The sequence below is a fragment of the Planctomycetota bacterium genome, from assembly GCA_016125255.1.
Lineage (GTDB): Bacteria > Planctomycetota > Phycisphaerae > Phycisphaerales > Zrk34 > RI-421.
Genome location: WGMD01000005.1, coordinates 1 through 18,486 on the forward strand (window position 1 = coordinate 1; position 18,486 = coordinate 18,486).

The window sequence follows — 18,486 nt, forward strand, 5'->3', positions numbered from 1 at the left end:
GCATCAAGATGACGAGCTTCGACCGTCAACAGATCGATGCGATCCGAAAGGAACTGAATCAGACCTTCAACACCCAACACCAACCCGCCGTCCAGACACCCGCCCCTTCACGAATTTACAGCACGACAGGGACTTGACCTTGCCCAGCCGGGCGCCGAGGCGGGCGAGGGAGGCGGAGTGGTCGAGTTTGTCGAGATGCACGTTGAGGATGCTGAAGCAGGCGGTGTTGGCGGCGGCGCGGGTTAAGGCGTCTTCGAGTTCGCCTTCGGTGCGCACCTCGGCCCCCCATCCTTCGCGGACGAGCTGCGGGTACAGGTGATACGCCCAGTTGTGGATGTCGTTGTAGGGGCCTTCGTGGATGATGCGCTCGGTGGTGTAGCCCTTGTTGTTGAGGACGAAGATGATCGGGTTCAGATGATGGCGCACGAGGGTGGAGATTTCGTGACAGGTCATCTGAAACGCGCCGTCGCCGACGAAGACGACGGGGCGCTTTTTGCGGTCGGCGATCTGGGCCCCCAGCGCAGCGGGGACGGCGAAGCCCATCGAGGTGTAGTAGGCCGGCGAAAGGAACTCGGTCTTCTGGTGGATCGTCAGGTCCGTCGCGCCGAAGAGCGAGTCGCCGATGTCGCAGATGACGGTGGTGTGGTCACCGATGTATTGATCGAGCCGCTCAAAGAAGCGTCGGACGGTCACGGGCTTGCTGATGCGCGGCTTGAAGGGTTTGACGGCGGGCTTTTTCGGCACGACGTTACGGCGGCGTTTTCCGATGTCGGCCTTGGCGAGCTTTTCTATAAAATCGCGCAATGTCACGTCTTCATAGTGATGATGCGAGATGGTGATGCGCTCGGAAGTCGCGTTGATCGTGCGCGATTCGTCGAGGCGGGCGGTGTGGATGCCGAGGTTGATGTCGGTCATGAAGGCGCCGGTGATGAGCAGCGCATCGGCGTTTTCGATGGGCTTGCGCACAGCGTCGCGGCCCATCGCGCCTTCGTAGACGCCCAGGTATTGCGGGTGACGCTCGGAGAGGACGGACTTGCCCAACAGGGTCGCGGCGACGGGGTAGCCGGTGCGTTCGACGAGCTTGATGAGCTGTTTTTGCAGGGCGAAACGGTGGATTTCGACGCCGGCGAGGAGGGCGGGATGCCTGGCGGCGCGGAGCAGATCGGCGGCTTCGGCGACGGCCTCCGCGAGGGCGTGCGGATCGCTGCGCGCCGGATCGTTCTTGAGCGGGGACGGCGCGGCGCAGGGGGCGTCGACCATGTCGCGCGGGATTTCGATGTAGACCGGCCGCTTGTGACGCTGCGCGGCGGCGAGGGCATCGTCGATCTGACGCGGGGCTTCGGCGGGGTCTTCGAGGGCGACGGCGGCGACGGTGACTTTCTCGTAAATCTGAAACTGCGTGCGGTAGTCGCGGACCTGATGATGAAGCAGGGTTGAGCGGCGGCGTTCGGACAAGCCGGGGGCGCCGCTGATGACGATCAGCGGGGACTTCTCGGCGTAAGCGCCGGCGACGGCGTTGAGGGCGTTGAGTCCGCCGACGCAGTAGGTGATGCACAGGGCGCCGAGGCCGTTGACGCGGGCGTAGGCGTCGGCGGCGTAGCCCGCGCCGATTTCGGTGCATGTGCCGATGACTTTCATCTTCGAGGCGACGAGCAGGTCGTAGAAGCTCAGGACATAGTCGCCGGGGATGCCGAAGACATGAGCGAGGCCGGTCGCTTCGAGGCGGCGGACGAGGTACTGGCCGACGGTCGAGCGGGGCATGGCGAATCCTCCATCGAATACTACGCATATCGGCGAAATGAGACCTTTGGAAAACTGAACCACCAAGGCACCAAGGCCACCAAGGAATGCCTTGGTGAGTTCAAAGCCCTGCATTCGCCTTGGTGTTCTTGGTGCCTTGGTGGTTATTCAGAGATCTCAATAGTGTGCTTGCCGGTCAGCGGGCGAATCGGTAAGGTCTGGCGATGGGCGATGAGGCATCGGCTTTGAATGTGACGAATGCGGACGACGTCTGCGCGGTTTTCGCGGCGGCGGCGGCGGCGTACCGCGGCAGTTCGCTGCGTATGGGCTGCGTCGATCATCTGCCGCCCTACGGCCGGTGCACGTTCACCGGCGATCTGCACGATCACCGCGAAAACTTCACGAAGATCCTCACCGTCGCCAAACTCGAACGCGATGCGGGCAACCACCTGGTCGTGCAGGAAATCACACATCCCGATCGGCTCATCAACGGGATGGACCTGTCGTATCGCTCGCTGGTCCGGGCGGCGGAATTGAAGCAGCGGTATCCGAAACAGGTGCATCACGTTCTATCGAATCATGAGCTGGCGCAGGCGCGCGGCGAGAAGATCATGAAGGCCGGCGGATCGCAGATCGAGGCGTTCGCCAACGGGCTCGACTACGTGTTCGGCGACGGGGCGGAGGAGGTGCAGAAGGCGATCGCCGACTACATCCGCGCGCTGCCGCTGGCGGTGCGGACGGCGAGCGGGATTCTCTGTGCCCATTCGCTGCCGTCGCCGCGCATGCTTGAACGGTTCGACAAGGCGCTCCTGCTGCGCGAGATGAACGAAGCGGACATCACGGGCCCGTCGGGCAGCGCGTATCTGATGATCTGGGGCCGGAATCTGAATGAGGAACTGGCGCGGACGCTGGGCGGGATCTGGGACGTGCAGGTGTTCGTGCTCGGGCATCAGCATGCGGATATGGGTTACGAAGAAATCGGCGATTCGATCGTCGTGATCAATTCGGATCATAATCATGCGATGGCGCTGCCGGTCGATTTATCCAAAACGTACACGCGGGATCAGTTGCTCGATGCGCTGATTCCGCTGGCTTCGATCATTGTGTGAAGGTGAAACATGGCGTCGGACTATCCGCGCATCGGGCATTTCAAGACGGCGACGGCGTTCATCGAGCATGTGCGGTCGCTGGGGCTGGACCTGCCGATTGACGAGGCGATGCTCACGGCGGCGGCGGGCTCTCCGCTGGCGGAGCCGCTGCGTGTCGGCGATCGGTTGGTCGGCAACCGGTGGGCGATTCATCCGATGGAGGGATGGGACGCCACCGCCGACGGGCTGCCGACCGAGCACACGATCCGGCGATGGGTCCACTTCGGCTTGAGCGGCGCGAAGCTCATCTGGGGCGGCGAAGCGTTCGCGGTCCAGCGGGATGGGCGCGCCAATCCGAATCAGCTTTATTACGAAGCGGATCATGCGGACGCGATGCGACAGCTTCTCGAATCATTGGAGCGCGCGCATGCAGAGCGCTTCGGGCCGACGGCGGTGGACGATCTTTTGGTGGGTCTTCAACTGACGCATTCGGGTCGCTTTTCGCGCCCCAACCGCAAGGACAAACTCGAGCCGCGCATTGCGTATCACCATCCGGTGCTCGACCGCAAGTTCAACATCGCGGCGGACGACGATTCGGTGGTGCTGAGCGATGATGATGTGAAACGGCTCATCGAGGCGTACATCACCAGCGCGAAGATGGCGCAGCAGATCGGCTTCCGTTTCGTCGATGTCAAACATTGTCATGGTTATCTCGGTCACGAATTTCTCTCGGCGTACGATCGGCCGGGGGCGTACGGCGGGAGTTTCGAGAATCGCACGCGATTCCTGCGCGAGATCGTCGAGGGGATTCACGCGGAATGTCCGGGGCTTTTGATCGGGGTGCGGCTGAGCGTGTTCGACATGCCGCCGTTTCGGCCGGACCCGGCGCTGACCGGCGGCGGGAAGTTCGGGCCGGGCATTCCCGATGAATATCCCGCGAGCGGGTATCCGGGCTTTGGGTGCGTTCGCAATGATCCGCTCAAGCCGGACCTCACGGAGCCGATTGCGCTGCTGACGATGATGCGCGATGAATTGAAAATCGCGATGGTGAATTTGTCGGCGGGGTCGCCGTATTACAATCCGCACATTCAGAGGCCCGCCTATTTCCCGCCGAGCGACGGGTACACGCCGCCGGAGGATCCGATCATCGGGTGCGCCCGGCAGATCGCGATCGTGGGCCAGATCAAGAAGGCGGTCAGCGGACTGCCCATTGTCGGGTCGGCGTACAGTTATTTTCAGGAGTATCTGCCGCACGTCGGACAGGCGGCGGTGCGGTCGGGGATGGTGGACCTCATCGGGATCGGGCGCGGCGTCTTGAGCTATCCGGACATGCCGGCGGACGTGCTGGCGGGCAACCCGCTGCGCGACAAGAAAATCTGCCGCACGTTCAGCGACTGCACCACCGCGCCGCGCAACGGGATCATCTCCGGCTGCTATCCGCTGGACGACTATTACAAGAAAGCTCCGGAAGCCGAGGCGCTCAAGGAAGCCAAAGCGCAGCTTCGCATTCGGCTCAAGACGATGGATTCAGGGGCGAAATCATAATTGTCTTGCCTCCGCGGCGGCGCGTCGGTATCCTGCGATTCACGAAGTCCGCCACTGAGGCAACGATCCATGGACATTTCAAGTCGGCGTGAACTCATTCGCGTGAGCGTGCGCGTCGTCGGTGCGGCCGGGCTTTTGTTTTTCCCGCTGGCGTCGGATGTGCTGGCGGGGAAAAAGCACAAGAAGAACAACGGCAACGGTAAAAACAAGGACAACGGGCCCAAGGCCATCGAAGCGAGCGGCGCGGTGCCGGGCAAGGGATACCTGCGCGTGGCGTTTGAACTTGATCCGAACGGGCCGGCCCCGCAGTTCCGATTCACCGCCTACACAAGTGGCCTGTCCTCCACCGGGCAACCCCTCTGGCGCGCCGCCATCAACGAAGGTCTCTACGAGAAGGCCGTCACCAGCGCGACGCGTCCGATTCCCGTCAACGCCTGCAACGCCAAGATCAGCGTCGCCGGTCTGCATGTGGACTATCGCGTGCAGCTTCAGTTCAAGGCGGAGGACGGCTCCGAGTACACCTCCGTGTGCGAAAAGCAGGGCAAGGTCTGACGCTTTTTTCCGCCCCGCCGCCGCCGGGCCATCGACGAAATGTCTTTGGCAATCGCCCGCGTCGTGATACACTGATCGTCCCGCCAGTCACTCGTCGTGGGAACGGCACTATGGGCAACATGACAAGACGCGAAGTGGTCCGCGCCGGCGTGCGTGTGGTCGGGGCGATGGGGTTGATCGGCGGGCCGACGGCGACGTGGGTCATGGCGGGCGGCAAGGAGGCCAAGAGCAAGATTCCCGGCAAGGGGTATCTGCGCGTGGCGTACCAGCTCAAGCCCGTCGGCAGCTATCAGGAGTTCGAGTTCAGCGTCTGGACCAGCTACCTGAGCGTCGGCACGGAGGCGTGGCGGAATGTTTTCAACGAGGGCCCCTTCCGAAAAGCCGCCAGCGGATTCACACGGACGATCAAGGTCGGGGCGGCGGATGTGAAATTCAACTCCTCCGGCCGGGGCTTCGAGTACCGCCTCCAGCTCCAGTTCAAGGAAGAGAACGGCAACAGCTACACCGCGCTGCTGGAGGATCAGGGTCAGGTCTGACCGGATGCTCGGCGCGCCGAATTCGACGGAGTTTTACATGCAATCCAGGCGCGCTTTTTCATGGGTCATCATGTCCCTGCTGCTTGTCGCCGGCTCGGGGGTGTGCTCCGCACAGACAAAGGTCGATCCCTACATCACATTGCGCGGCTCGCTGGACAACTGCCGCATCCGCTTCGAGCGCGACAAGGTCGGCCGAGTCGTCTTCCTCGGCGGATCGATCACGCACATGAACGGCTGGCGCGCGATGGTCAGTGCCGAGATTCAGAAGCGTTTTCCCGAGACGAAGTTCGAATTCGTCGATGCGGGTATTCCATCGACCGGCTCGGTGCCCGGAGCGTTCCGTTTCGAGCGCGATGTGCTGGGGGGCGGCCCCGTCGATCTGCTCTTTGAGGAAGCGGCGGTCAACGACTCGACGAACGGGCGATCCGACACGGCCCAGGTGCGCGGCATGGAGGGCATCATCCGTCACGCCCGCCTCGCCAATCCCAACACCGATATCGTCATGCTCTACTTCGTCGATGACGAAAAAATCAACCAGTTCAAGAAAGGCATGATCCCGCCGGTCATCGCCAATCATGAAAAGGTCGCGTCGTACTACGGCGTGTCCGACATCGATCTGGCGCATCGCATCACGGACATGATCGAGGCGCATCAGATCACATGGAAAGAGTTCGGCGGGATTCACCCCGCGCCGCCCGGGCACAAGCTCTACACCGAAAGCATCATGAAGCTGCTCGATGCGGCGTGGGCCAAGCCGCTCGCCGGCGACGCCAAGATCGAGCCGCATGCCTGTCCCGACAAGCCGCTCGATACGCTGAGTTATTTTCACGGCAAACTCGCGGGGCTCGACGATGCGAAGCTCGTCGAGGGGTTTGAGCATGTGCCGACTTGGAAGCCGGCGGACCGCACGGGGACGCGCCCGGGATTCGTCGAGGTGCCGATGCTCATCGCCGAGCAGCCCGGCGCGATGCTCAAGTTTCCGTTCAAGGGCACGGCCGTGGGCATCTTCGTGGCGGCGGGCAACGATGCGGGGACCGTCGAATACCAGATCGACGGCGGCGACTGGAAGACGCAGGACCTGTTCACGCAATGGAGCAAGGGGCTGCATATTCCGTGGGCGTACGTGCTGGCGGACGAATTGTCGGACGGGCCGCACGAACTGACGCTGCGCGTCGCCAAGGACGCCAACGACAAGAGCAAGGGTCACGCCCTGCGCATCGTGCATTTTCTGGTGAACGGCGGGTGAATCGATCAGCGGGGTTTGACCGGCGGGGCGTCGGCGTCTTTGGTCAGCTTCGCGACATCCAGCTCGAAGGACACGCGGCGCTCGGTGGTTTCGGTGGCGAGGATGATGCGCATCTGAATCGGCGCGGACTTCTCATCGGTCGGGTAGAAGCGCACCATGCCCGTCCCGTTGCCGGTCACATAGTTGTAGGGCGGGGCGCGCAGGGGCACGGGCTTGGACTGCGCGTCCAGGCCGGTGATGGCGTACAGAAACGGCGGTCGGTCGAGGGCGTCGATCGACAGATTGCCCTCGCGGACATACTGGTACGCGACGTTCAGGAACGAGTTGGGGTCCTGCTTTTCGATATGGTCGACGCGCACCTTGATGCCGGGCGCGAGAGGCGTCATCGTCGCCGAGGGCGCGAGCAGGATGTCCGTCTCGTGCGTGCCGGTCACTTCGAGCAGATAGATGACGCCGCGGATTTTCGCCACGCGCGACGTGTCCGTCACGAGGCGCGACAGGTCCACGCCGATGCCCTGCGCGCCTGACCCGTCGGCGGGGGCCATGATGCGGTTGACGTTGTAGCCCTCGCTGCGCCCGCTCCAGCGCGTCGGCTTGGAGCGCATCACCGACTCGCCCGCCGCATCCGTGATCTGCGTCAGCTCGATGATGTACGCGGCGTATCGACGCTGCGCCGGGAAGGTGATCTGCCCGTTGAGCGACATCTGATTGTCGACCGAGCCGTCCTTGAGATCGAACGTCGCGGAGGAATTGATGGAGTTCCACTCGATTTCGACGCCGGTGTCGGCATCAACCTGCGGCGGCACTTCGTCGGCGGCGCGGGTATGGACCGGCAGCGCGAACAACAACAGCGTCAGACACGCAAAGCGCAGGCGTCGGTCCATTGTTCGAGCATAGCCGCCGCATCGCACGGCGGCAACGCGGCGGGCGTCAATTCATCCCCGCCTCTTCCAGGCCGTACTGCTTGATCTTCTTGTAAAGCGTGGTGCGATTGATGTCGAGCACCTCGGCGGTCTTCTGCCGGTTCCAGTCATTGGCGCGGAGCGTGGCGAGAATAATCTGGCGCTCGGGCTCCTGAAGCGCATCGCGCAGCGGCTGCGGCCGCCAGCTCGGACCGGCCCACCAGCCGGGCCGGCGACGCCGCTCCACGAACCCCGGCTCCCCGTCGGGCGACTGACAACGGATCGACTCGGGCAGATCGTCCGCATCGATCACCGGACGACGGCTCAGCACGACGGCGCGCTCCACCGCATTTTCCAATTCCCGCACATTGCCCGGCCAGCGATAGCGGATCATCGCCTCGATCGCCTCCTGACCGAATCCCGTGATGACCTTCCCGGTCTCGCGGCAATACTTGTGCAGGAAGTGCTCGGCCAGCAACGGCACATCGCTCGGCCGCTCGCGCAGCGTCGGCAGCGTCAGCAGCACGACGTTGATGCGGTAATACAAATCCTCACGGAACCGCCCCTGCTCCACGAGCTTATCGAGCGGCTCGTTGGCGGCGATCACGAAACGCACATCCGCCTTGACCGTCTGGTGCGAACCGACCGGCTCGAACTGCTTTTCCTGTAGCACGCGCAGGAGCTTGAGCTGAAGCGCGGGCGTGGCGGAGTTGATTTCATCGATGAACAGCGTGCCGCCCTCGGCCGCGCGCAGCTTGCCGAGCTTGTCGGAGTCGGCGCCGGTGAAAGCGCCTTTGACATGGCCGAACAGTTCGGATTCGAGCAGCGTTTCGGGGATCGAGCCGCAGGCGAAGGTGATGAACGGCTTGTCGCGCCGGGTGGAGCGTTCATGAATCGCGCGGGCGACCATCGTCTTGCCCGTGCCGCTCTCGCCGCCGATCGAGACGGTCGTCGTCGTCGGCGCGACGGCCTCGACGAGGTCGTACACTTTCTGCATCCGCCGATCCTGCCCGATCATCGACTCGACGCCGCCGCGGCCGGCGAGTCGATTCCGCAGCGTGGCGTTCTCGGCGATCAGCGCCTGCTGGCGCAGCGCCTTCGCCACCGTGAGCATCAGTTCCTCATCCACGACCGGCTTCGTCAGATAGTCGAATGCACCGAGCTTGACGGCTTCGACCGCTGACTCGATCGTGCCGTAGCCGGTCAGCACGATGACGACGATCGAATCGTGCTGCTTACGCACCTGTTTGAGCAATTCGAGCCCGCCGGTGCGCGGCATGTTCACATCGGTGAGCACGAGATTGAACGGGTCCTCATCGTGCTCCGCCGCATCGCGCAGCAGCGCCATCGCCTCCGACCCGTCGCAGGCGGTCGCCGTACGGTAGCCGGCGTTTTGCAGGAATTTCTCGAGGGATTCGCTGATGATTGGATCGTCATCGACGACGAGAATCCGTGCTTTTTGCGTCGGGCTGTCACTGCTCATGTCTCACCCCTGCGTTTGATGGAGTCGCCATGCGACGCTGAGGCGCGTGCCGCCGCCGTCGCGGGTTTCGATTCGGATGCTTCCGCCGATCGATTCGACGATCTGGCGGCTGATGGCCAGGCCCATGCCGTGGCCGGAGGTCTTTGTGGTGGCGCCGGGCGCGATCCATCCGTCGCCGAGGCGCGGCAAGGTCGGATCGAGCCCGGGGCCGTTGTCTTCGATGTCGAGCGTCACGATGCCCGCCGCTTCATGGGCGCGAATCATCACCTGCCCGTCGCGCCCGATGGCTTCGACGGCGTTCTGAAGGGCGTTGGCGATGACCGGATACATCGGGCCGGCGGGCGTGCGCTCGATCGTGTCGGGCACGTCGATGGTCAATTCGATGTTGGCCGCCTCCGCGGCGGGCTCGATCATCTTAAGCGCGTAATGCAGCGCATCGCCGAACGTCGACTGCTGCCAGTAGAGCCGCGCGGGATCGCCGGCGCCCCCCGCCGCCATCCATCGCCGCAGCAGCACCGCCATCTGGCGCAGCCCGTCGCTGGCGGTGCGCAGGCGGTCGTGTGCATCGTCGCCGACCGCTTCGTCGGTCTGGCGATCGATGTCGCTCAGCGCCAGCGTCATGTTGCGCAGCGAGCCGTCGAGCAGATTTGAAAGCTCGTGCGCGAATCGCCGGCCCGATTCGGGGGTCGCCTCCGGTGCCGGGGCCTCGGCGCTCTCCGCCGTGCCCACGAGGCGCAGAAATGGCGCGGTCGTGTTGCGTGAATCCGACATATACACAGAAAATCGGCCGAATCGGGGCGTCAATTCAGTGCATGTTGCGGAAAATCAACCGCCCGATAAGCGCTCAGTTGGATCGCTGCAATTCCGTGGCGATCATGCGATCGACCTCGCCGACCGCCGTCGCCGCCACCGGCTTGACCGTCATCGCCGGATCGCTCACCGCAATACTCGTCGTCGGTTTGACCGCCAACGATGCGACCGGCATCGCGCCCTGCATCGACGCCGGACCCTTGGCGACCGGCTGCGCGTTGAGGTACGTCGAATAACGATAAAGCATCTGCGGCCGGCGACCGTCGCTGGTGCTCACCGCATTGTGATACCGCGTATACGTCATCGAGTGCGACACGCCCGCCGTGTCCGCCGCCCGCACCGCGCCCGTCATCACCGCCATCGCCACCAATCCGCCGCCGATCTTCTGGATCATCCTGGACATCATCGAGTCTCCATTGAGGGTGAAAAGACTCGCCAAAACTACGATTGGAATGTCGACAAGCCAAACCCCGCGCACGACAAAGTCAGGGCGAACCCGTACCGTTCGCCGGCCAATCGTTACAACCGTCACATTTTCACAGGATCACGCCACGCCGATCGCCGCCGCGTCGCGGTCGGTGAGCATGCCGCCGTCAGCCCGCGGCCTGACCGTCCCGTCGCGCTTCCACGACCGCTCGCAGCGCGGCTCGTCTGATAAGTCGTCGACGCCGATCGTCTCGCCGCCTTGTGCTTCGACAAGCGTGAACCGGCTCACGCCGCACAGGTCCGCCATCTCGCCTGCCAGCGGTGCGATCGCCTGATAGTTCGCCGCGGGCAGCGAAGCGGTGATCCCCGCGTCGAGCGGATTGTCCAGCCCCCGCTGCGCCTTGGCGTCCTCCAGCGCCCGCAGCGCCCGGTCGCGCAGCGACATCGCCTGCGTCCAACCCGCGTGCGCCGCGACGGACTTCGCCGCCGGAAGCTCCAGCGTATGCACCGTCGCCTCCGTATCCATCGCCGCGCCGCTCAGCGCCAGGTGCGCTTCGTCCGCCGTATGCACCAGCACCGGCGCGACAAGGCGAATCAATGCGTCGGCCATGTCGTACATGACTGTCTGTGTGCGCCGTCGGCGATCGGATGCAGCCGCGTCGCAGTAGAGACGATCCTTCGTCGCGCTCAGGTAGATCGCGCTGAGCGTGTCGTTGCAGAACTGGAAGATCGCTTCGTGCACCTTGCGGAAGCGATAGGATTCGTAGCCCGCCCGCACCTCGGCGACGAGCTGCGACAATTCGTTCATCGCCCATGCGTCCAGACTCGTCGCGTCCGCCGCCGTCAGGTCACGCCGATCGGTCGCCGCGTTGAAGTCGCTCAAATTCGAGAGGAGGAAGCGAATCGTGTTCCGCACCTTGCGATACTCTTCGCCGGCCAGCTTGAAGTAATCCAGGTCCGACTTGATGTCGTTGTCCGTGTTGAGCGACGCGACCCACCACCGGCAGACATCCGCCCCGAAATCCTTGAGCAGATCCTCGACGGCCAGCGCGTTGCCGCCCGACTTGCTCATCTTCTTGCCGTGCTTGTCGACCATGAACCCGTGCGTGAGCACCGTATTGAACGGCGAAACGCCCGACGCGCCGAGTCCCGCCAGCAGCGACACCTGAAACCACCCGCGATGCTGATCGCTTCCTTCCAGGTACAGATCGACCGGATACTTCATCCCCCGCTGCCGCACCACCGCGTTCCACGAACAGCCGGAGTCGAACCAGACGTCGAAAATGTCCGCGCCTTTGCGAAGTGCGGCGTGGGGAGTGCGGAGTGCGGAGTGAACCCACTGCGGCGCATCCGCATCGTTGGCGACGTCGTATTTAGCCAGCAGTTCCTCCGGCGACGCGCTGAACCAGATGTCGCTGCCCTTTTCGCGCACCATGTCGGCGATCGCCTTGACGCTCGCCGCCGTCATCAATACTTGTCCCTTTTCCGGGCCGTAGAAAGCGGGGATCGGTAATCCCCATGAGCGTTGCCGGCTGATGCACCAGTCGGGGCGCGTCTCAAGCATGCCGCGCATCCGGTTGCGGCCCCACTCGGGGACGAACTTCACATCGCTCGCCGTCGTGTCCAGCGCCATTTGGCGCAGCGAAGTATTCGCATCATCCACGCGGATGAACCATTGTTCGGTCGCGCGGAAGATCACCGGCGTTTTGCTGCGCCAATCGTGCGGATAGCTGTGCATGAACTTGTGATCGCGGTACAGGTAGCCCGTCTCGCGCAGATGTTCGATGACCAGTTCGTTGGCCTTCCACACATCGACGCCGCGCAGCCAATCCGGCGCGGTCGAATCGAATGTGCCGTCGCCCTGCACGGGGCAGTAGATGTCCATGCCGTAGCGCAGGCCGGTCTGATAGTCCTCGACGCCGTGGCCCGGCGCGGTATGCACAAGGCCGGTGCCGTCTTCGAGCGTGACATATTCCGCGGTGACGAGCGGGCTGACGCGGTCGATGAACGGGTGGCGATACTTGACGCCCGCCGCTTCGAGTTCCTCGCCGCTGGCCAGGCCCAGCCGATCGAAGCTCGCGCCGACCGCGCCGAAAATCTGCTCCGCCATGTCCGCCGCGACGATGACCCGCGCGATGCGGTTTTCCCATGTGATGCGGTACAGCCCGTACTCCGCGCGCGGCGACGCCGCCACGGCGAGGTTCGCCGGCAAGGTCCACGGCGTCGTCGTCCAGATCATCAGATTGATCGATTCGCCCGGCCGGGCGTTGAGGCGCGACGGCAAATCCTGCGGATTCTCCACCGTGAACATCACATAAACGCTCGTGTCCTCGCGGTCCTCGTATTCGAGCTCCGCCTCCGCAAGCGCGGTCTGATTGGCGATCGACCAGTGCACGGGCTTGAGGTCGCGGTAGACGAGCCCCTTGCCGACGAGGTCCGCGAAGACTTCGAGCGTCGCCGCTTCGTAGGCCGGGTTCATGGTCAGATACGGATTCTCGTAGTCGCCGACCGTGCCGAGGCGCTGCATCTGTTTGCCTTGCAGTTTCACGAACTTGGCCGCGTCGTCCTGACAGCGCTTGCGAATCTGCGGCGCGACCATCGTCCTGGCCTTGTCGCCCAGATCCTTCATGACCTTGTGCTCGATCGGCAGACCGTGACAGTCCCAGCCGGGCACGAACGGCGTGTCGAACCCCATCATGCAGCGCGAACGCACCACAATATCCTTGAGCACCTTGTTCAAAAGATGCCCCAGATGAATCGGCCCGTTCGCGTACGGCGGACCATCGTGCAGCACGAACGATTCGCGCCCCTTGCGGGCGTCGCGCATGCGCTGATAAAGCCCGAGCTTGTCCCAGCGCTTCTGAAACTCCGGCTCGCGCTGCACCAGATTCGCCTTCATCGCGAAACTGGTCTTGGGCAGGTTCAACGTCTGTTTGTACGACCGTTTTTCGGCTTGCTCGCTCATGGCTGTCTTGATCCGTGATGGCAGACCGACATGATAGCACATGCCCCCCGGAATCTCGCATTCGGCGATGAATCAGAAGAATTGAACCGCCGAGACGCCGAGGACGCGGAGACAAAATGCCTTGAAACCTGCTTTACTGCGTGGCTCTCCGTGGCCCCCCGTGTTGAACTGCCTTCTCTCCGCGTCCTCGGCGTCTCGGCGGTTTATTCCCTCATGCCCCCCGCAAACCGCGCATCACCGCCGCGCGGTCTTTGGCGTTGAACAGGGCGCTGGCGGCGACGATGGCGTCGCAACCGGCTTCGCGGCACTGCCCCGCCGTCTTGTCGCTCACGCCGCCGTCCATCTCGATGCGCGTCGCCTGCGGCGAATGATCGCGCAGCCACCGCACCTTCGGCAGCACTTCGCGCTTGAACGACTGGCCCGAAAAGCCCGGCTGCACGCTCATCACCAGCACCATGTCCACCTTGCCAAGCACATGACCGATCGACTCGGCGGTCGTCCGCGGATTGATGACGATCCCGGCCTGACAGCCCGCCCCGTGAATCTGCTCGATCAGGTCCAGCTCATTGTGCGTCGCCCGCCCCGCCGTCGCTTCAATGTGGAAACTGATATTGTTCGCCCCCGCCTTCGCGAACGGCTCGACGTAGTCCTGCGGGTCCGTCACCATCAGATGCACATCCATGTAAACCTGCGGAAATTTCCTCCGCAGGTCTTCGAGCACCTTCGGGCCCATCGAGAGATTCGGCACGAAATGCCCGTCCATGATGTCCACATGCAGCCCGTCCGCCCCCAGCGCGATCACGTCCGCGCATTCGTCGGCGAGGCGCGAAAAGTCCGCTCCGAAAATCGAAGGGAAAATCAAGGGCAAGCGCGGCGGCGCGGCGAGTAGATGAGAGGTATTCATGCGGCCGATTGTAGCCCATTTGATCGAGGCGCTGAACCCCCTCTCCCTCCGGGAGAGGGCCGGGGTGAGGGTGGCCACGGAGTCGGGCGCGCTCGTCATCGGAAGCGGTCAGTGATTGAACGCCCCCTCACCCGGCCCTTGAGGGCCGACCTCTCCCCGAGGGAGAGGTGAAGAAAGCCGCTCATTTGATCGACACACGCCGCTCGTCCAACTCCGCTGACAACTTCCGCAGCACCTCCGCATGACCCGAATCATGCGCGAGATTGTGCATCTCGTTGGGGTCCTCATGCAGATCGTAAAGCTCCTCGAACGGCGGGGCGTCGCGGTGGTCAGGGTCGAGGGTGCGAATGTATTTGTATCGCTCGGTGCGGAGGGCCCAGAGCGGATGCGACCCCAGCGCGGGGGTCGGGGCTTCGTAATAAAAACTCGCGCGCCACTCGGTCCTTTCGTTATGCAAAAGCGGCAGCAGACTCGTGCCATGCATGTCGTCCGCGCCGCCGAGTTTCGCCAATGCGAGGATCGTCGGGGCGATGTCGGCGTTGAGCACCAGCTCATCGCGCACGGCCGGAGCGATGCCCGGGCCGGCGACCAGAAACGGGACGCGCATCGACGGCTCGTAGGCGAGGACCTTGCTGGTGAATCCGTGGTCCCCGATCATCCAGCCGTTGTCGCCCATCAGGAAGATGTACGTATTGTCGCGCAGGCCCATGCGATCGACCGCCGCCAGCAGTGCGCCGAGGCGCTGGTCCATGTCCGTCACCGCGGCGCGGTATCGCTTCATGTGATTGCGAATGTTCTCGGGCTTGTCGTAACCATATTCGAGCGCCTGCGTGCGCGAGCGCGCGGTCTTAAGATAATCGGGCTTGCCGGAAAGGTCGTCGTTCCATGTGGACGGCAGCGACATTTCGTCGGCGTCGTACTGCGCGAGCGCCGCATCAGAGGCGGGCCAATCAAAATGATTGTCCATGTGCGGCACCTGCGTGCAGTGCCACAGAAAAAACGGCTTGCCGTCCGCCTTCGCCGATTCGATGAAGCGGATCGACTGCTGCGTGTTCCAATCTTCGATGTAGCCCTTGGCGAGAGCGTCCTTGCCGTCTTCGATCACGTGGCGGTTGTGGTACGTGCCGTTGGAGTGAAAGTATTGGGCGTCGTCGAAGCCGAGGTCCTGCGGCTTGTTGCCCAGGTGCCACTTGCCGACGATCCCCGTGCGATAGCCCGCCGCCTTGAGCAGCTCGGCGACGGTCGATTGGCCCTTGCGGACGGGCTGACCAAGCGTGGTCACGCCATTGACGGACCCGTAGCGCCCGGTGAGGACGGTTGCGCGGCTCGGGCTGCAGATCGCGAGCGTGACGAACCCATGCGTAAAACGCACCCCCGACTGCGCCAGCTTGTCCATCGCCGGCGTGTGCATCTGCGGATCGCCGAGCACGCCCAACGCATCGAAGCGCTGATCGTCGGTGAGAATGACAATGAAATTCGGCGGCGAGGCACGGGCGAATGAGACCGACAGCAGAACAATCCACACCACCCTCAGCATCAGCCGCGTGCGTTGCATGTCATTTCTCGTCGAGAATCTCCACGGATTCGAACTTGCGGCCTTCGAGCATTTCCAGGGACGCGCCGCCGCCGGTGGAGACGTGACTGACCTGGTCGGCGAAGCCGAGCTGTTCGATCGCCGCCGCGGAGTCGCCGCCGCCGATGATGCTCACGGAGTCCGAGTCGGCGATGGCCTGAGCGACGGCTTTCGTTCCCGCATCGAACGGAGGCATCTCGAACACGCCCATCGGGCCGTTCCAGACGACGGTCTTGGCGCTCTTGACGATCGAGGCGAAGAGCTTCGCCGACTCGGGTCCGATGTCCAGACCTTCGTAATCGTCGGGAATCTGGCCGGCTTTGACGATCTTCTTGTTGCAGTCGCCCTTGAAGGCGTCGCCGGCGTGCGTATCGACCGGCAGCACCAGCTTGGGGCCGCCCTTGGCGATGAGTTCCTTCGCGAGTTCGACCTTGTCTTTTTCGACGAGGGACTTGCCGACCTTGCCGCCCTGCGCGAGGGAGAAGGTGTAGGCCATCGCGCCGCCGATGATGACTTTGTCGCAGATGCCCAGAAGATTGTTGATCACGTTGATTTTGTCGGAGACTTTCGCCCCGCCGAGGATCGCCACGAACGGGCGGGCCGGCTTGGCGATGGCTTCGGAGAGGTACTTGATTTCCTTTTCCACGAGGAACCCGACCACGGCCGGCTTGCCCGCATCCTTCATCGCCTTGGGCACGGCGTACATCGACGCTTCGGTGCGGTGACACGTGCCGAACGCATCGTTGCAGTACGCGTCGCCGAACCCGGCCAGCGTGCTGACATACGCCGCGTCATCGCCCTTCTTCTCCCCCGCGTTGAAGCGCACGTTCTCGAGCACGAGCACTTCGCCGGCCTTGAGCGAGGCGACCTGCTTCTTCGCATCGTCGCCGACCGTGTCGGCAGCGAACTTGACGGCCTTGCCGAGCAGGTCCGTGAGGCGGACGGCGGTGGGCGCCAGCGAGAACTCGGGCTCGGGGCCTTTGCCCTTGGGCCGGCCGAGGTGGCTCATCAGCACGGCCTTCCCGCCGCGCTCGATCACGCTCTGAATCGACGGCATCGCCATGCGGATGCGGCGGTCGTCGGTGATGTTCCGGTTGTCATCGAGCGGCACATTGAAATCGACGCGCATCAGCACGGTTTTCCCGGCCAGGTTCACGTCAGCGATGGTCTTCTTGGCCATGTCAAAAGCTCCGTAAGAATGAGCGGAATACTGTACGACCCCCGGAAGCTTGTTGCAACGCGGGGGGCGGCGGACGCGCCGCTCGTTGAGCGGCGGCTATTGTAGAATTGCGATATGAAGACTTTCACCGTTTCAACACGCTCGCGCGACCAGATGGTCCAGATCACCGACCGCGTCCGGCGGATCGTCGCGGAGGCGGGCGTCACTGATGGAACCGTCATCGTTTACGTGCCGCACACCACGGCCGGCGTGACGATCAACGAGAACGCCGACCCGGATGTGGTGCACGATTTTCTGAAGCAGCTTGATGTGATGGTGCCGTGGCGCCAGCCGTTTTATCAGCATGGGGAGGGCAACAGCGCGTCGCATGTCAAGGCGTCGATGATGGGTTCGAGCGTGACGGTGCTGATCGACGGCGGGGAGCTGGTGCTGGGCACATGGCAGGGGATTTGGTTTTGCGAGTTTGACGGCCCGCGGGAGCGGAAGGTGCATGTCAAGGTTGGGGCGGGATGAGCGAGCAGCGGCGAGATCGGATGGTGGTGATCGTCGGGCCGACGGCGGGCGGGAAAACGGCGCTGGCGGTGGCGATGGCGCGGGCGCTTGGAGGCGAGATCATCAGCGCCGATTCGATGCAGGTGTATCGACATCTGGATGCGGGGACGGCGAAGCCCGGTGCGGCGGAGCGTGCGGCGGCGGTGCATCATCTGATCGACATCGTGGAGCCGACGGAGAGTTGGACGGTGGCGCACTGGCTGGAGCGGGCGGAGGCGCTGATCGCGGACATGCACGGGCGCGGCGTCGTGCCGATCGTCGTGGGGGGGACGAATCTATATGTGAAGGCGCTTTTGGAGGGCATGTTCGACGGCCCGCCGGCGGACGAAGCTTTCCGCGCCGCAATGGCGAACGTGTCTTCGACCGAACTACACAAGCGGCTCGCGGCGATCGACCGTGACGCGGCGGATCGCATCGACCCGCAGGATCACAAGCGGCTCGTGCGGGCGCTGGAGGTGCATCATGCGACGGGACAGCCCATCAGCGTGCTCCAACAGCAATGGTCCGAGTCGGCGGACAAGACGTACCGCCACGACCCGATCATGATCGGGCTCAACTGGCCCCCGGAATTGATCAACCCGCGGATCAATGCGCGTGTCAGGCAGATGTTCGCCGCGGACAGCGGGCGGGAGGACCTGGTGGCGGAGACAAGCCGGCTCCTGGCAGCGGGCTTGCTCGGCCCGCAGGCCAAGGAAGCGATCGGGACCAAACAGGTGCTCGATCATCTGGCCGGTCGCTGCACGCGCGACGAGGCGATGGAGCGGGTCAAGATCGATACCCGCCGCTTCGCCAAGACGCAAAGGACTTGGCTCAAGCGGTATCGGCATGTCCACTGGCTCGACGCGGGGGCGCTTCCCCCCGCCGAACTGGCCGACCAGGCCATCCAAATCGCCCGCCGGGAGCTGGGTCAGAGCCGATAAGCGAACGAACCGAACGGGGGTCGAATTCGTAAATGCCATATGTGACAGTAATTTACGTTGCCGC

General features: G+C 63.7%; 16 protein-coding genes. 7 read left to right on the forward strand and 9 right to left on the reverse strand.

The window, feature by feature from the left end; translation table 11 throughout:
- Window positions 1-66 precede the first annotated feature (66 nt).
- Complete coding sequence (locus GC162_06195) at window positions 67-1,761, reverse strand: alpha-keto acid decarboxylase family protein (GenBank protein MBI1368228.1); 1,695 nt, start codon at window positions 1,759-1,761, stop codon at window positions 67-69.
- Between the two features lie 203 nt (window positions 1,762-1,964).
- Here GC162_06195 and GC162_06200 point away from each other — a divergent pair, with 203 nt between their 5' ends.
- The 5 genes from GC162_06200 (at window position 1,965) to GC162_06220 (ending at window position 6,707) form a co-directional block, all read left to right on the forward strand.
- Window positions 1,965-2,849, forward strand: a complete 885-nt coding sequence (locus tag GC162_06200; GenBank protein ID MBI1368229.1) for a hypothetical protein — start codon at window positions 1,965-1,967, stop codon at window positions 2,847-2,849.
- Between the two features lie 9 nt (window positions 2,850-2,858).
- Window positions 2,859-4,373 (forward strand): NADH:flavin oxidoreductase, encoded by a 1,515-nt coding sequence (locus GC162_06205; GenBank protein ID MBI1368230.1) that lies wholly within the window; start codon window positions 2,859-2,861, stop codon window positions 4,371-4,373.
- 69 nt (window positions 4,374-4,442) lie between these two features.
- On the forward strand, window positions 4,443-4,925 hold the full coding sequence (locus GC162_06210) for a hypothetical protein (GenBank protein ID MBI1368231.1): 483 nt from the start codon (window positions 4,443-4,445) through the stop codon (window positions 4,923-4,925).
- Between the two features lie 119 nt (window positions 4,926-5,044).
- Complete coding sequence (locus GC162_06215; protein ID MBI1368232.1) at window positions 5,045-5,461, forward strand: hypothetical protein; 417 nt, start codon at window positions 5,045-5,047, stop codon at window positions 5,459-5,461.
- Window positions 5,462-5,465: 4 nt separating this feature from the next.
- Window positions 5,466-6,707 carry a hypothetical protein gene (locus tag GC162_06220; protein ID MBI1368233.1) on the forward strand — a complete coding sequence of 414 codons (1,242 nt, stop codon included), beginning with the start codon at window positions 5,466-5,468 and terminating at the stop codon, window positions 6,705-6,707.
- A 5-nt stretch (window positions 6,708-6,712) separates the two neighbouring features.
- Here GC162_06220 and GC162_06225 read toward each other — a convergent pair whose 3' ends face one another.
- The 8 genes from GC162_06225 to pgk all read right to left on the reverse strand — a co-directional run bounded on the left by GC162_06225 (window position 6,713) and on the right by pgk (window position 16,950).
- Complete coding sequence (locus tag GC162_06225) at window positions 6,713-7,591, reverse strand: hypothetical protein (GenBank protein ID MBI1368234.1); 879 nt, start codon at window positions 7,589-7,591, stop codon at window positions 6,713-6,715.
- A 46-nt stretch (window positions 7,592-7,637) separates the two neighbouring features.
- Window positions 7,638-9,092 carry a response regulator gene (locus GC162_06230; protein ID MBI1368235.1) on the reverse strand — a complete coding sequence of 485 codons (1,455 nt, stop codon included), beginning with the start codon at window positions 9,090-9,092 and terminating at the stop codon, window positions 7,638-7,640.
- Window positions 9,093-9,095: 3 nt separating this feature from the next.
- Complete coding sequence (locus GC162_06235; GenBank protein ID MBI1368236.1) at window positions 9,096-9,863, reverse strand: hypothetical protein; 768 nt, start codon at window positions 9,861-9,863, stop codon at window positions 9,096-9,098.
- A gap of 73 nt (window positions 9,864-9,936) precedes the next feature.
- The gene (locus tag GC162_06240; GenBank protein ID MBI1368237.1) at window positions 9,937-10,305 is read right to left on the reverse strand and encodes a hypothetical protein; all 369 of its coding nucleotides are present in this window, start codon (window positions 10,303-10,305) and stop codon (window positions 9,937-9,939) included.
- 141 nt (window positions 10,306-10,446) lie between these two features.
- The gene (gene ileS, locus GC162_06245) at window positions 10,447-13,335 is read right to left on the reverse strand and encodes an isoleucine--tRNA ligase (protein MBI1368238.1); all 2,889 of its coding nucleotides are present in this window, start codon (window positions 13,333-13,335) and stop codon (window positions 10,447-10,449) included.
- A gap of 169 nt (window positions 13,336-13,504) precedes the next feature.
- Entirely contained in the window at window positions 13,505-14,161 is a 657-nt protein-coding gene (gene rpe / locus GC162_06250; GenBank protein ID MBI1368239.1) for a ribulose-phosphate 3-epimerase, read from the reverse strand.
- 217 nt (window positions 14,162-14,378) lie between these two features.
- Complete coding sequence (locus tag GC162_06255; GenBank protein ID MBI1368240.1) at window positions 14,379-15,752, reverse strand: sulfatase-like hydrolase/transferase; 1,374 nt, start codon at window positions 15,750-15,752, stop codon at window positions 14,379-14,381.
- A 1-nt stretch (window position 15,753) separates the two neighbouring features.
- Window positions 15,754-16,950 (reverse strand): phosphoglycerate kinase, encoded by a 1,197-nt coding sequence (gene pgk, locus GC162_06260; GenBank protein MBI1368241.1) that lies wholly within the window; start codon window positions 16,948-16,950, stop codon window positions 15,754-15,756.
- 114 nt (window positions 16,951-17,064) lie between these two features.
- Between pgk and GC162_06265 the strand changes: the two genes are divergently transcribed.
- Together GC162_06265 and miaA are read left to right on the forward strand one after the other, a co-directional pair.
- The gene (locus GC162_06265) at window positions 17,065-17,463 is read left to right on the forward strand and encodes a YjbQ family protein (GenBank protein MBI1368242.1); all 399 of its coding nucleotides are present in this window, start codon (window positions 17,065-17,067) and stop codon (window positions 17,461-17,463) included.
- A complete protein-coding gene (gene miaA / locus GC162_06270) occupies window positions 17,460-18,422 on the forward strand; it encodes a tRNA (adenosine(37)-N6)-dimethylallyltransferase MiaA (GenBank protein MBI1368243.1) in 963 nt (320 codons plus the stop codon). The genes GC162_06265 and miaA overlap by 4 nt, the downstream gene beginning before the upstream one ends.
- The last annotated feature ends 64 nt before the right edge of the window (window positions 18,423-18,486 follow it).